This window comes from Dolichospermum sp. FACHB-1250 (assembly GCF_014696335.1).
GTDB lineage: Bacteria > Cyanobacteriota > Cyanobacteriia > Cyanobacteriales > Nostocaceae > Dolichospermum > Dolichospermum planctonicum.
Genome location: NZ_JACJPZ010000032.1, coordinates 24,841 through 37,954, shown reverse-complemented (window position 1 = coordinate 37,954; position 13,114 = coordinate 24,841). Strand labels below are relative to the sequence as shown.

Below are 13,114 nucleotides of genomic sequence, written 5' to 3'. Positions count from 1 at the left end.
CTTTGAAAATCCTTAGTGTACAGAAAAACCGCTCTGGTAAACATCTCCCCCACGGGGGGAGAGGCTTTGAAAACCTCATTACAGTCACAAAAGTTTTTCCTTTTACCCTCTCTTCCTCAGAAATATGGAAATCATAGTAAAATCAAATACTTATATAGCTGGCTGTAATACTTAATAACTAGGACTGAGGAATTAAGCTGGTTGTTTTGGTGGTGCTATCCCAAACAATCCAGTTAATACTATTATCTAAATTATCGGCATTATTGGTAACTTTAAAATAGAACTTTTCTCCGTTTTTAAACTGGACAGCAAAATCAGCATTTTGGGCAAAAATAACTATAAAACCTCTATCCCGTAAACAATACATAGCCCAATTTTTTAAAGATTGTTTATGGGGTTCGTGGGGAATTGGTGGGTTAGTAATTACGTCGTTAAGAACTTTTAAAACTTTTTCCATGTTCGCATTTAATGAGGATCACAACGAATTTCAATCATAAACCCATCGGGGTCATAAAAATACAGCCCTCTACCTGTGGGACGGGAAACCGGACCATAAGCAATGACTAAATTATGATCTCTGATCACGGCAACGGCTTGATCAAATAATTCTGGAGCAATATCAAAGGCTAGATGATATGCTCTGGTAAAAGACTTGCTGGGATCTGGATCTGGTGGTAATAATTCTGGTTCTGCAAATAGGTCTATAATTGTGCCGTCAGGAGTGATGAAATTAGCGACTTTACCAGCATTGACAAGTTCTATTAATGTTTCTGGTATTTCGTCTCCTGTGAGTTCGTGTAAGCCTAAAATATGACCATAAAAATGGCGAGACGCTGCCATATTTTGGACGTTAAAAGCGATATGATGGACTTTACGGAGGTAGCCATTGGGAATAGTTTTTTGAGAAATCATGATCCCGAAATTTAGAATCTATGGATTTAAAATTATCTGCAAATCGAGAATAAAGCCTGGTAAAATATCTTCACCAGAAAGTTTTGGTGGGTTGTCAAAATCAAAATTTAAAACTTCTACATCCTTTCCGTAACGATAAATTTCTACCAAGGGTGTTTGTGGATCAATTAACCAACCTAAAAGCGCCCCATTATTTTCATATTCTCGCATTTTAGTACGTAATTTTTCTAAACTATCCGTTTCTGATCGCAATTCCACCACAAAATCAGGACAAAGGGGGGGAAACCGTTTTTTTTCTTCTTGACTTAAAGCATCCCAACGTGCTAGTTTTACCCAAGCTGCATCAGGACAGCGATAAGCACCACTGGGTAGTTTAAATTCGGTGGAGGAGTCAAATACTTTACCTAATTTAGTTTGACGATTCCATAAACCTAATTCTATATTAATATCTGAGTTCCTAATTCCACTTTCTCCACCTGTGGGAGGCATAATAATTAATTCTCCGGTTTGGGTAAGTTCTAACTGACAGGGTTCGTTAGCAATGCAAAGTTGATAAAACTGCTCATCTGTTAAATTTACTGCGGGAGGTATGTTTAAAGTGAGGGTTTCCATAGGTTTTGCTTGAGGAGACTAGTTTTATTATCAGATAAAATTCAGAAAAATTTAGGCTAGGCGATCGCTAAAATTGACCCCAATGGTAAAAATGGCGAGATGCTGCCATATTTTGGACGTTAAAAGCGATGTGATAGACTTTACGGAGGTAGCCATTGGGAATAGTTTTGTTAGTCATTTTTGATAGTTAGAGTGATGTTTGGGGAAAGTTTGCGATTACTAGGTCGCGCAACGCTTAAGCTCATGTCCCTTTGCGTCTTTGCTCCTTAGCAACTACCCTATGCCTTCGGCACGCTCCGCGAGTGGGATCTCTACGAAAGATTGCGAGACACAAAAAGCTATGTTGATTACAAAGTATCTTAATAGTATAATTATAAAAAAGTCAAAATTTTAAACAATATGGCAACGGGAATACCTAGTAAAAATGGACGTAATCACAAACAAAATACGACATCTTTCCGAATTGAATATGAAGGAAAAATGCCTGTAGAAGATATATTGAAAATTCAGCCAGCTAACTTAAATCATATAATTAGCGTTGAAGGATATCCTAGAAATCAATTAATATATGGCGATAATTTAAACGTTCTTCGCACATTATTAAATAATGAGAATGTTGCCGGAAAAATTAACTTAGTATACATTGATCCTCCATACTCCACAGGTAGCAGTTTTGAGTCTCGTAATAGCAATCATGCTTATCATGATCTCATGGAAGGTGCAGAATATTTAGAATTTTTGCGTCAACGTCTAATCTTAATCAGAGAAATTCTATCAGAAGCAGGTTCTATTTATCTACATTTAGATGAAAAAATGGCTTTTCCTGTAAAAATTATCATGGATGAAATTTTTGGAGTTAAAAATTTTCGTAATTGGATTACGAGAAAAAAATGTAATCCTAAAAACTATACACGCAAACAATATGGTAATGTTGCTGATTTTATTCTTTTTTATACAAAAACAGATAATTATGTATGGAATCAACCTTTTGAAGCTTGGACAGAAGACTCGATTAAAAAAGAATATCAATATGTGGAAGAAGGAACAGGAAGACTATATAAAAAAGTTCCTATTCATGCTCCAGGGGTAAGAAAAGGAGCAAGTGGTCAACCTTGGAGGGGTATTTTACCACCTCCCGGTAAACATTGGCAATATACACCAGAAACATTAGATGAAATGGATGCAAGAGGGGAAATATATTGGTCTTCAACAGGTAATCCTAGACGAAAAGTATATTTAGATAATAGTCAGGGGATTTCAATTCAAGACATTTGGCTTGATTTTAAAGACGCTCACAATCAAAATATTAAAATCACTGGTTATCCAACGGAGAAAAATTCAGAGATGATCAAACGGATAATTATGGCTTCATCAAATCTAGGAGATATTGTTTTAGATGCCTTTGCGGGAAGTGGAACTACTCTAACTGTAGCTGAAGAATTAGGTAGAAAATGGATAAGTATTGATAATTCTCCATTATCTATTGATACTATAATTCAACGTTTAGTTAATGGTAGTGAAGTAATGGGTGATTTTGTTAATGGCAAAAATGATGGTTGTAAATATAAACAAATAAACTTAATTGACGTTAGTAGAATTTTAAAAACAGGCTTAGACTTGTATATTGAAGAATCAGAAAGTTTAGAGTTAATTTCTGATCAAATCATCAAAAATTGGCATAGTAAACTTAACTATCTAACCAGCCTTGTGTAAGTCTCTCGTCTAACATTTTCAAAGTACAAACCATCACTCTACTTTGTCCATATTTTTCTAAATTAGCGTAATCATTCCACATAGAACCTAGAAGTAATCCAGGACCATCATTCAGCATCAATACTTTTAATGGTAAATTGTATGTCTTAGCATAACCCAAAATTTCTGTTATTTTATCTCGATTGCCACCTGTTCTATCATCTTCCTGAGAACCTCCCCTGTCGGAGTCATAACGAGCAAATCCAACTACTAATGGAGTTCCATCTAAGCGGGAGATTAACATATCCGCAGGAATTTGATATGGAAACTTATTCAAAACCTTATGCAACATTACGTCTTTCCCTGCGCGAACCGGTCCTTGGATAGAATAATTTTGGCTAAATACCTTATTAAACCATAAGAAAAAACTTTCTGTTAAATCATACCCTTTTTTTCCTTTTGTCTTATATTCAAAAAGAAGTGCCATGAGAATTTCATCAGGTATAGGACGGCTTTGCAAATTTCGTTTAACTTCCTCTATCGGACGAAATTTATCACTAAAGTTTATGATAATATTAGGAATGTTACCTTTCTTTTTAGTCATTTCAACTGATGTATCTGGAGAGACGTATCTACGAAAGATTCTCAGTAATTGATTTCGTAAAGGATTATGTTCTTTAGCAATCATCTCCAGTAATTCTGTAGAAGTTTGTGCTTTATCAACAAGTTCTATAAAGCGTACTTGTACTTCTTCATAAAGCATTTTAGCATCATCTAAGTAATCTGGATAAAAAGGGGAATCAAATATAGTAATCCACTTAGATGCTGTTGCTTTATAACTAGCAAATGTAGTCAAAATTATTTCCTTATTTTTATGATCAGTACAGGTTTTTAATATAAACAATAGTGGTATTCTTGTCCAGGTCTTTCTCAAAAAAGTGATATTGGGGGGAAACTGTCCGATTTTTGCGGTGAGGTATGCGATATTAGTGTTTAGATCCCCAACTTCTAATATAAATCTATAATATATTGACAATAATATCAAAGAAGTCGGGGATGTTATTATTCAATTATCGTCTATATTCATCTCCACAATCACCAATTAGTTGATATAAATCCCGCGAATGTTGAGAAACTGCATCTATTTTCCCGATATCTTCTGCATCTAAATTGAAACTAAATACCCTAGCATTATCTGACAAATGTTCTGCAATTCCCAATCTAGCGCCGACAATTACACCCCCCACTGCTGGCTGATTTAAAATGTAATTTACAGCCACATTAGCAATACTCACTTGATGTTTATCAGCAATGGTTTTTAAGGTATTTAGTAACTCTTGAAATAGTCCCCAACCACCCCAATTATCAATCATTTGTTTGTATTTTCTCAAGCTGGTGGTATTTATTTCTGAGCCTTTAGGTTCTGGTTTTTGCAAATATTTTTCTGATAACAAACCACCACAAACAGTACCATAGGTAAACAATTTAATATCATGTTCTTGACAAAAATTAACCATATTTACCTGTGGTCTTCTGTCTACGAGAGAAAACTGCACTTGATTAGAAACAATTTTGATTCCTGCTGCGGTAATAATTTGCAAATGTTCTGTATCAAAATTAGTTAAAGCTAAATGTTTGATTTTACCTTCTGTTTGCAATTCTACCATATATTTGAGAGCATCTAAATAATTAGGATCTCGATATTCCCACCAGTGAAACTGCATTAAATCCAATGATTTAACGTTCATTCTTCTCAAAGAGATATCAATATTTTCCTCAACCAATTTTTTCGTCATTTTCCCAGGACGAGGAACCCATTTTGTAAAGGCTTGAATATTATTTACAGATTCCTCTCCACGAGTTGCGATTAATTGACGACGAAACTCACCAATAAAGTCCTCTGCTGGTCCATAATGGTCTGCTAAATCCCAAGTTGTAAAACCAGCATCAACATATTGAAACATAGACTCAATCGCAGTTTTGGGGTTAATGCGTCCATGTCCTCCCGAAACTTGCCACATTCCATTTAAAATTCGGCAAATTTTCAAATTCGGGGTAAATTGTAAATAGCTTTCTTGAGGTAAAATCATATTGTTTATATTGTTATTTCCAGTTTTTTTCTGCTTGTTCCAAAACATAATTTGCAACTTGTTGAATTTCCGCTGTTGTCAATCTTTCTTTGTAAGCTGACATATTATTTTTACCATTGGTGACAATAGCTGTAATTGCTTCCAAAGAATCCATTTTATATCTTTTGAGTGCATTCTTTTTTAAACTTTTACCGCGTCTAATGATGTTTTCTCCATGAATATGACAACCAGCACAATGGAAATCAAAAATTTTTGCACCTTGAGAAGTATTTAAGGCGTTAACTGGTGAAGTAGAATTAATTATCCACAAGCAAAAAGTGAATAATATCAATGTTACCATTTTTGTTACCATTTTTTTCATAAAGATGCAAAATCTCCTGTAAAACCGACAAATTTTGTACATTCTTCTGCAAAAGCTTCGGCTTCGCTGATATCTTCAATTTTATAAGACATAATGCGTTTTCCGTCGGGCATTTTTTTAGAACCCATTAATTCACCTTTGTAATTTTCTGCTATTTTCTTAAATTCAACACCAGAAAGTTTCCAAGCTTGATCATCACAAGTGATATTTACCTGCCACATAATTTAAAATTTATTTATTGATCAATATTAATTATTTCATAAATTGGCAACATTTAACTAATAACCCTGGCGAATGAAATTCGCGGCTATACAGACAAAACCCACCCAGGTGGGTTAGAAATTTCTCATTCCTGAGTCCGGGTAGACGGACTTTGCTTGTGTAGTAGCGACTTTTAGTCGCCGAATATACTACCTTGAGATAGATATGATTTTCTATCTTTAGGGAGTGTTAATAACAAAAATATTTTACCATACTGAATATAAGTATTGCCTGATATCTTCATTAAATATGGCCATGAATAAGAACATTAAAGAACAAATTCAATTAGATTTACGTCAAGCTAAAGAAACAGGACAATTAAAGTCTGAACGCATTCGAGAAATTGTCAAATCTGCTGTTTCTCAAGTCAGTTCTGAATTTCAAGAAGGTTCTCATGAACTGAGTAATTTAGTTAATGATGCTGTTTCTACTGTCGTTGATAATTTACAGGAGAAAAGCAGTGAAGTTAAGGAGGGGGTAGTAGCTTCAATTGAAGGTGCTATGGAAGCGATAAATCTGAAAAAACACTCAAATATCGTTCAAACTCAAGCAGAAATAAAGCAGTTACAAGCAAAATTAGATCAAGAGGAAGAAAAACTACAAACTGAAATTGAAGGAATTTTTACAAAGATAGTAGAAACAAGTCAAGATAAATCTGTTGATACCAAAATTGCTATTAATTCAGCAATTAATTCTATTAAAGATAGTGAAGAAGTGGGATTATTAAGAAAACGTTATGCACAATTACAAGCACAATTAGCAATTGTCAGAGCAAATTTATTTGCGCGTTATAGCGGAAGTAATCAAGAAGTACAAGATTATTTGAATGAAGCAAAACAATGGTATGATAAATCCCATCCACAAGCTGAATCTATTACTTTACAAGTAAAGGAAAAATACTCCCTGTTAGAACAGAAATTAGCAGAAGCAGGTTCAGCAATAGCTAAACAAGAACGTCAATTAAAACAAACTTTGCGGGAGTTACTATTAGCAACGGCTGATTTATTTAAAGATAAAGATATTCGGGCTTAATATCCGCAATTTTGTTTTCTCAAAATTTCTACATAAATGAGTAAATTAATTTTGATAATTTTTAATTTACTCATTATTTTTATTTATATTATTTTTATTTATAACCTATTAACCTATTCTATTAGAGACTTCCAATTAAATTAAAATTAAGAAAAATTAAGAAAATATCTTAACCTGTAGGGTGTGTTAGCTGTCTTTGTAACGCACCATTCTGATTCTCATTAATTTCATATATTTAATATAAAAATATAAAGATAAAGGTGCGTTGATAACGCACCCTACAAAATTAATAAGTACCTTCCTCTCTATTAATGTTTTCTTCATGCTTGACAATTACCCAAACCGCATGAATGCTACCAGGAAGCCAACCCAGGAGGGTAAGCAAAATATTAATTAACAAAGTTGGACCAAATCCAACTGTAAGGAAAACCCCCAAAGGAGGTAAAAATAAACCGAGAAGTATACGCAATAAGTTCATGGATATTTCCTATTTTTCAAATTGGGTTTACCTATTGACTATCTTGTAACTGAAAACCTTTTTCTGCGAAGTATTTGCTAAGAAATGTATTAGCTAAAGACAGAATTACAGGACCGATAATAAAAGCAATAAATCCTTGAACTTGAAAACCTGGAACTAAAACTGATGCTAACCAAAAGCAAATTCCGTTGACAATTAGGGAAAAACCACCTAATGTGAGATATGTCAAGGGTAAAGATAAGATATTAATCATTGGTTTAATTCCACTATTGATTAAACCAATGACAACAGCAGCAATTAAAGCTGCGGGAAAGTTAGCAATATCTACCCCAGGAACAACTATATCAACAATCAACAAACTTAAAGCTGTAGCAAGTGCGATGAAAAAATATCCCAACATTTTTTACCTCAGTAACAGCAATATCAGTGCTATTTACTATTTTTAAATATAGATTAATATTTGACATCTTTACTTAGGTAGAATCTTGATCTATCTTAGGTTAGACTAAAAGAAAAGATCCCCGATTTCTTAAAGAAGTCAGGGATCTAAATCCCGTTAAGTTTGATTACTATAGTAAAGAGAAGATTTATATAAAACCTGTTCTTGATGAGTTTCTAATACACAATCAGATAAGGGATAACTGACACAGGTAACAACATAACCAGCTTGAATTTCCTGGAGACGCAGAAATTTTTGCTCACTTTGATCAATTTCTCCACTAATAAGTTTAGCAATACAAGCGGAACATTCTCCTTGTTTACAACCTGATGGTAAACGAATACCAACTTCTTCCGCTATGTCAATTATATATTGATCATCTGGTACTTGAATGGTGCGATTCAATTTTAGGTTAGGGTTGATGAGTTGAATTTGATAAATGGCCATACTAATTTAAGATTTTTTCAGTCATAGTCCCAGAGAGAATTAACTTATTGTTTGATTCCTTTCATTGATAAACTTATGCGTTTGAGTTTTTCGTTGATTTCTAAAACTTGTACTTTAACGACTTGTCCAACTTTAACAATTTTTTTGGGATCATCTACAAATTTATCAGCAAGTTGGGAAATATGCACTAAACCATCTTGATGTACTCCAATATCAACGAAAGCACCGAAATTAGCAACATTGGTAATAATTCCTTCTAGTTCCATTCCTACTGTTAGATCTCTAATTTCCTTAACTCCAGCTTTAAAGGTAGCATATTTAAATTCAGCACGAGGATCTCTTCCTGGTTTTTCCAATTCCCTGAGAATATCGCGCAGGGTTGGTTCTCCGATAGTATCGGTTACGTATTTTTTGAGGTTGGCTTTTTTCAGGTTTTCCGCAATTTGTGTAACTTGATTTAAAGATATTCCTAAATCAGCAGCTATAGATTTTACTAAAGGGTAACTTTCTGGATGAACTGCGGTATTATCTAAGGGGTTTTCGCTATCACGAATTTTTAAAAAACCTGCGGCTTGTTCAAAAGCTTTTGGTCCTAATTTTGCTACTTTTAAAAGTTGACGACGATTTGTAAATGCTCCATTTTCGTTGCGATAGGTGATAATATTATTGGCTATAGTTGGGGTGATTCCTGAAACAAATGTTAGCAGTTCTTTGGAGGCAGTATTCAAATCTACACCCACATAGTTAACGCAACTTTCTACAGTTTCATCTAATTTCTTTTTCAGTAATTTTTGATCAACGTCATGTTGATATTGTCCGACACCAATTGATTTAGGATCTATTTTAACTAGTTCGGCTAAAGGATCTTGTAATCTGCGACCAATACTAATTGCACCCCGCACGGTAATATCTAAATCAGGAAATTCTTCCCTTGCTACTTCACTAGCAGAATATATAGATGCACCAGATTCATTTACCATAACTTTAACTGGTTTATGGGCTATATTTGGTAATATTTCGGCGATAAATTCCTCTGTTTCCCGTGAAGCTGTACCGTTACCAATAGCTATTAATTGAATTTGGTATTTTTCCAGTAATTTTTTGATAGTTTGTGCCGCTTTTTGGCGTTGTTCTGCTGCTTGGTGGGGAAACACGGCTTGATATTCTAAAAATTGCCCAGTTTCATCTAAAATAGCTACTTTACACCCGGTTCTAAAACCAGGATCTATAGCCATTGTTGGTTTCATCCCTGCTGGTGCTGATAACAGCAATTCTCGCAAATTTGTCTCAAAGGTTTTGATTGATTCTATGTCAGCATAGGTTTTTTTATCTTTGATAACTTCGCTAATTAATGAGGTTTTCATTAAGCGATTAAAACTATCTTTTAACATTCCTTGATAAAAGTCGCGCAGGTTGCGAACTTTAGTTTTAACTTCCTGAAATTCTAAATAACCCAGAACAAAATCTTCATCAAAAGCAATTTCAAAACTGAGAATTTTTTCCTCTTCTCCTCGACATAAAGCTAACATATTATGAGGAGCAATATTTTTGACTTTAATTTGATAATTTCGGTACATTTCAAATTTTGTCGTCCCTTCGGGATGTTCATCTTTGATATGAGAAATAAATACCCCATTTTCTAGGAAAAAATCCCGGATATATGCCCGTAATTCGGCTTTATCTGCTACTTCTTCCGCTAAAATATCCGATGCACCTTTTAAAGCTTCATCTGCATTTTTTACTCCTAAAGTTTCGGAAATATATTTTGCTGCTTCTGCTTCCAAGGATACAGAAATCGCATTTTTCACATTCACCGATTTAATGAATATTGCCAGGGGTTCTAAACCTTTTTCTCTAGCAATGGTAGCGCGGGTACGACGTTTAGGACGATAGGGTAAATATAAATCTTCCAGTTCAGTTTTTTGTAAACAAGATGCTATTTTTGTGTTGAGTTCTGGAGTAAGTTTATCTTGTTGAGCGATCGCATTCACAATTACTTTTTTTCTTTCTTCCAATTCCGTTAAGTAATTATATCTATCTTGTAAATCCCGTAATTGCATTTCATCCATTTCATCTGTTCGTTCTTTACGATAACGCGCAATAAAGGGAATTGTCGCTCCTTCAGCTAAAAGTTCCAGTGCATTTTGTACCTGGTGGGGCTTAAGTTTTAGTTCACTTGCAAGCAGTTGAGAAATATTCAACATCTGTGAGTTCAATTAAAGAAGTTTGAGAAATTTATATTAGCGTCAATAGGTATTATTATATCACCTAACTCAGAATCGGGTTGTCAGTCACATTATTAGTTTTATATCCCACATCATGAGACTATTTGCCAATAGCTGCACTATGGCTTAATATTGAATGTATTGCCATTTTTCCTTAGTTAAGTATAACATAAATAACGTTGCTGAAAATGGCGCAAATCTACTGGTATTAAACAGTAGTTCGTAGTTTAGAGGTGAGTGCAAATGCCTTTATTTTTCTTAATGACATTATCTATGGGTGTAATTACTGGCTATCTTTTCCAAAGAAAGGATGATGAAATTACCAATATTGCTGGTGTTTTCACAGCTATCATTTTCATTGTGAGTTTAGTATTAGCGCCTTGGCAAGTTCAGTTTGGTCTGTTGATGTTTGTGGTCATTGTTAGTAACAAATTACTGAAGAAAAATTGGTTTTAAGCCAATTTTTTCAGGAACTTTAGCAAGTTAAATCCAAAATCTAATTAAGTCGGCAATTATCCACCCTCTGTCAAAGATAATAATTAAGGGGAATGAGGGTGTTGATAGTTGGATAAAAAATATCATCAGCTTGTCAAGTTCCCTCTGATTGCGCCTTTTTATTACACTAACATCAAAAATGACTATATTAATCAGCAAGACTGATGCAAAATAAAGAAAATTTGATTTAGAATACAAGTATTAAGTAAATAAAATATATGTAGTTTTGATCATGCTGAAAAAACTCATTCTCGAAGATTGGAAAAGTTTCCGTTATGCTGAACTTCCACTTGATCCTTTAACTGTGCTGATTGGCACTAATGCAAGTGGTAAGTCTAATGTGGTTGAAGCTTTGGAATTTTTGCAAAGAATAGCTAACGGTGAAAATATTGAAGCAGCTTTAGCAGGAGATAAAACACTTCCTTCTCTTCGTGGTGGTGTAGAATGGGCTGCAAGAAGACTGTCAAGAAAATTTACTTTAAAGGTAATTATGTCAGATGACGATGGACAAGGAGATTATTTATATTTTATAGAAATATTCACCACAGGAGGAGCAAGGATAACTGAAGAATATATTGAATGTTTAGATATTGAAAAGTGTGATTATATTACCAAAATTAGAATAAAAAATTTCAGAAATGATCATAGAAGTGGCTTGAAACAGTCGGGAGCTTTGATAACAAAGGACTTGTCTTTTAGCGGTATTAATTATGACGAGGATGAATCTGGATTACATCTAGATGGTGGTGAGGAGGCTGAAAATAAGTTTTTAAATTTACAAAGTGAATTTAAAAATTTTGTTTTTCCTATGCTAGAAAATATTTTAATCCTAAATCCCATTCCTTCCAAAATGCGCGATTTTTTACGACTTTCTGAAAATCTAGAAAGCGATGGTTCAAATATAGCTGGAGTATTAGCAGGATTACCAGATGATAAAAAAGCAGAAGTTGAAAATACGCTATCTGAATATTTAAAATATTTACCAGAAGGTGATATTAAAAAAGTATGGGCAGAAAAAGTAGGAAGATTGGGTACAGATGCTATGCTTTACTGTCAAGAAGAATGGAAACCAGGAGAAATAACAGAAATTGATGCGAGAAGTATGTCAGATGGAACATTACGCTTTCTAGCCATTCTCACAGCATTATTAACTCGTCCTGAAGGTAGTCAAATTGTCATAGAAGAAATAGATAATGGTTTACATCCTTCCCGTGCAGCACTACTGGTAAAAATATTAAAAGAAATTGGCAGTAAACGCAATATTGATATTTTACTCACCACCCATAACCCAGCTTTATTAGATGCGTTCGGTCCCGAAATAGTTCCCTTTGTAGTTGTCGCACATCGAGATTCAGAAACAGGAGAAAGTAAACTTACCCTTTTAGAAGATATTGACAACTTCCCCAAATTATTTGCATCTTATTCCTTGGGACAAATGACAACTAAAGGCGCAATTGAACGCAGCCTTTCTCATGGGGAGTAATTAAAAATATGAGAAAAGTTTTATTAATAGATACATCTTTATTGTGTGTTTGGTTAAAAGTTCCAGGTAAAGAAACTACTGGTAATAATAAATGGGACTTTGAACTTGTTAACGAGAAAATTCTCACAGAAATTGAAAAACGAACAACCTTGGTACTTCCATTAGCCACAGTGATAGAAACAGGAAATCATATTGCTCAAGCTAAAACTACAAATTCAGATAGTAAAAGAATAACATCAGAAAAATTCGCCGAAATTATGATTGCTGCTGCTGACGAAAAAAGTCCTTGGGTTGCTTTTCGTGAACAAATTGTATTATGGGAAGCGGAAGGATTAAAAAATTTAGCAGAAAAATTTCCTAATCAAGCTGTAGAAAAAACTTCTATGGGAGATGCGAGTATTGTAGTCTTGGGTTGGTATTATCACCAAAAAGGTTTTCATGTAGAATTTCTGACAGATGATAATCGTTTAAAATCTCAAGAACCACCACAGCCTCACCCACCGACACGCCGCAGTAGTCGCGGAAAATGATGAGAGTATTAAATAGATTCATCTGCAAATGGCGGAAAACCCTACAGCCTAAATGCC

The 13,114-nt window shown here is 34.2% G+C and carries 16 protein-coding genes; 5 read left to right on the top strand and 11 right to left on the bottom strand.

The window, feature by feature from the left end:
* Nucleotides 1–178 precede the first annotated feature (178 nt).
* Genes H6F39_RS12865 through H6F39_RS12855 form a run of 3 tightly spaced genes read right to left on the bottom strand, consistent with a single transcriptional unit; the run spans nucleotide 179 to nucleotide 1,524 of the window.
* Nucleotides 179–457, bottom strand: a complete 279-nt coding sequence (locus H6F39_RS12865; protein ID WP_028084785.1) for a hypothetical protein — start codon at nucleotides 455–457, stop codon at nucleotides 179–181.
* An 8-nt stretch (nucleotides 458–465) separates the two neighbouring features.
* On the bottom strand, nucleotides 466–912 hold the full coding sequence (locus tag H6F39_RS12860) for a VOC family protein (protein WP_137908125.1): 447 nt from the start codon (nucleotides 910–912) through the stop codon (nucleotides 466–468).
* 18 nt (nucleotides 913–930) lie between these two features.
* The gene (locus H6F39_RS12855) at nucleotides 931–1,524 is read right to left on the bottom strand and encodes a Uma2 family endonuclease (RefSeq protein ID WP_137908124.1); all 594 of its coding nucleotides are present in this window, start codon (nucleotides 1,522–1,524) and stop codon (nucleotides 931–933) included.
* 399 nt (nucleotides 1,525–1,923) lie between these two features.
* Here H6F39_RS12855 and H6F39_RS12845 point away from each other — a divergent pair, with 399 nt between their 5' ends.
* A complete protein-coding gene (locus tag H6F39_RS12845; protein ID WP_137908123.1) occupies nucleotides 1,924–3,237 on the top strand; it encodes a site-specific DNA-methyltransferase in 1,314 nt (437 codons plus the stop codon).
* On the opposite strand, the gene H6F39_RS12840 is transcribed toward H6F39_RS12845, so the two are convergent.
* The 4 genes from H6F39_RS12840 to H6F39_RS12825 form a co-directional block, all read right to left on the bottom strand.
* Nucleotides 3,212–4,072 (bottom strand): hypothetical protein, encoded by an 861-nt coding sequence (locus H6F39_RS12840; RefSeq protein ID WP_190371448.1) that lies wholly within the window; start codon nucleotides 4,070–4,072, stop codon nucleotides 3,212–3,214. The two genes, H6F39_RS12845 and H6F39_RS12840, sit on opposite strands and share 26 nt — an antisense overlap.
* 214 nt (nucleotides 4,073–4,286) lie before the next feature.
* Nucleotides 4,287–5,306, bottom strand: coding sequence for an aldo/keto reductase (locus H6F39_RS12835; RefSeq protein ID WP_190396819.1), 1,020 nt, complete (start codon nucleotides 5,304–5,306; stop codon nucleotides 4,287–4,289).
* 13 nt (nucleotides 5,307–5,319) lie between these two features.
* Nucleotides 5,320–5,646: a cytochrome c6 PetJ gene (petJ, locus tag H6F39_RS12830; RefSeq protein WP_190371446.1), complete on the bottom strand. Its 327-nt coding sequence runs from the start codon at nucleotides 5,644–5,646 to the stop codon at nucleotides 5,320–5,322.
* A 17-nt stretch (nucleotides 5,647–5,663) separates the two neighbouring features.
* A complete protein-coding gene (locus H6F39_RS12825) occupies nucleotides 5,664–5,888 on the bottom strand; it encodes a hypothetical protein (RefSeq protein WP_137908120.1) in 225 nt (74 codons plus the stop codon).
* A 295-nt stretch (nucleotides 5,889–6,183) separates the two neighbouring features.
* On the opposite strand from H6F39_RS12825, the gene H6F39_RS12820 reads away from it, so the two are divergent.
* Entirely contained in the window at nucleotides 6,184–6,960 is a 777-nt protein-coding gene (locus H6F39_RS12820) for a histidine kinase (protein WP_137908119.1), read from the top strand.
* A gap of 286 nt (nucleotides 6,961–7,246) precedes the next feature.
* Here H6F39_RS12820 and H6F39_RS12815 read toward each other — a convergent pair whose 3' ends face one another.
* The 4 genes from H6F39_RS12815 to H6F39_RS12800 form a co-directional block, all read right to left on the bottom strand.
* A complete protein-coding gene (locus tag H6F39_RS12815) occupies nucleotides 7,247–7,438 on the bottom strand; it encodes a YqaE/Pmp3 family membrane protein (RefSeq protein ID WP_028091704.1) in 192 nt (63 codons plus the stop codon).
* A 31-nt stretch (nucleotides 7,439–7,469) separates the two neighbouring features.
* Nucleotides 7,470–7,838: a phage holin family protein gene (locus H6F39_RS12810; protein WP_190396818.1), complete on the bottom strand. Its 369-nt coding sequence runs from the start codon at nucleotides 7,836–7,838 to the stop codon at nucleotides 7,470–7,472.
* A gap of 156 nt (nucleotides 7,839–7,994) precedes the next feature.
* Nucleotides 7,995–8,324 carry a 2Fe-2S iron-sulfur cluster-binding protein gene (locus H6F39_RS12805; RefSeq protein WP_028091706.1) on the bottom strand — a complete coding sequence of 110 codons (330 nt, stop codon included), beginning with the start codon at nucleotides 8,322–8,324 and terminating at the stop codon, nucleotides 7,995–7,997.
* A gap of 44 nt (nucleotides 8,325–8,368) precedes the next feature.
* A complete protein-coding gene (locus tag H6F39_RS12800; RefSeq protein ID WP_137908117.1) occupies nucleotides 8,369–10,528 on the bottom strand; it encodes a Tex family protein in 2,160 nt (719 codons plus the stop codon).
* Between the two features lie 264 nt (nucleotides 10,529–10,792).
* Between H6F39_RS12800 and H6F39_RS12795 the strand changes: the two genes are divergently transcribed.
* From H6F39_RS12795 to H6F39_RS12785, 3 genes are all read left to right on the top strand, one after another.
* Nucleotides 10,793–11,005, top strand: coding sequence for a hypothetical protein (locus tag H6F39_RS12795; RefSeq protein ID WP_190371443.1), 213 nt, complete (start codon nucleotides 10,793–10,795; stop codon nucleotides 11,003–11,005).
* Nucleotides 11,006–11,276: 271 nt separating this feature from the next.
* Nucleotides 11,277–12,527, top strand: a complete 1,251-nt coding sequence (locus H6F39_RS12790) for an AAA family ATPase (RefSeq protein ID WP_190396817.1) — start codon at nucleotides 11,277–11,279, stop codon at nucleotides 12,525–12,527.
* Nucleotides 12,528–12,535: 8 nt separating this feature from the next.
* On the top strand, nucleotides 12,536–13,057 hold the full coding sequence (locus H6F39_RS12785) for a hypothetical protein (protein ID WP_190396816.1): 522 nt from the start codon (nucleotides 12,536–12,538) through the stop codon (nucleotides 13,055–13,057).
* The last annotated feature ends 57 nt before the right edge of the window (nucleotides 13,058–13,114 follow it).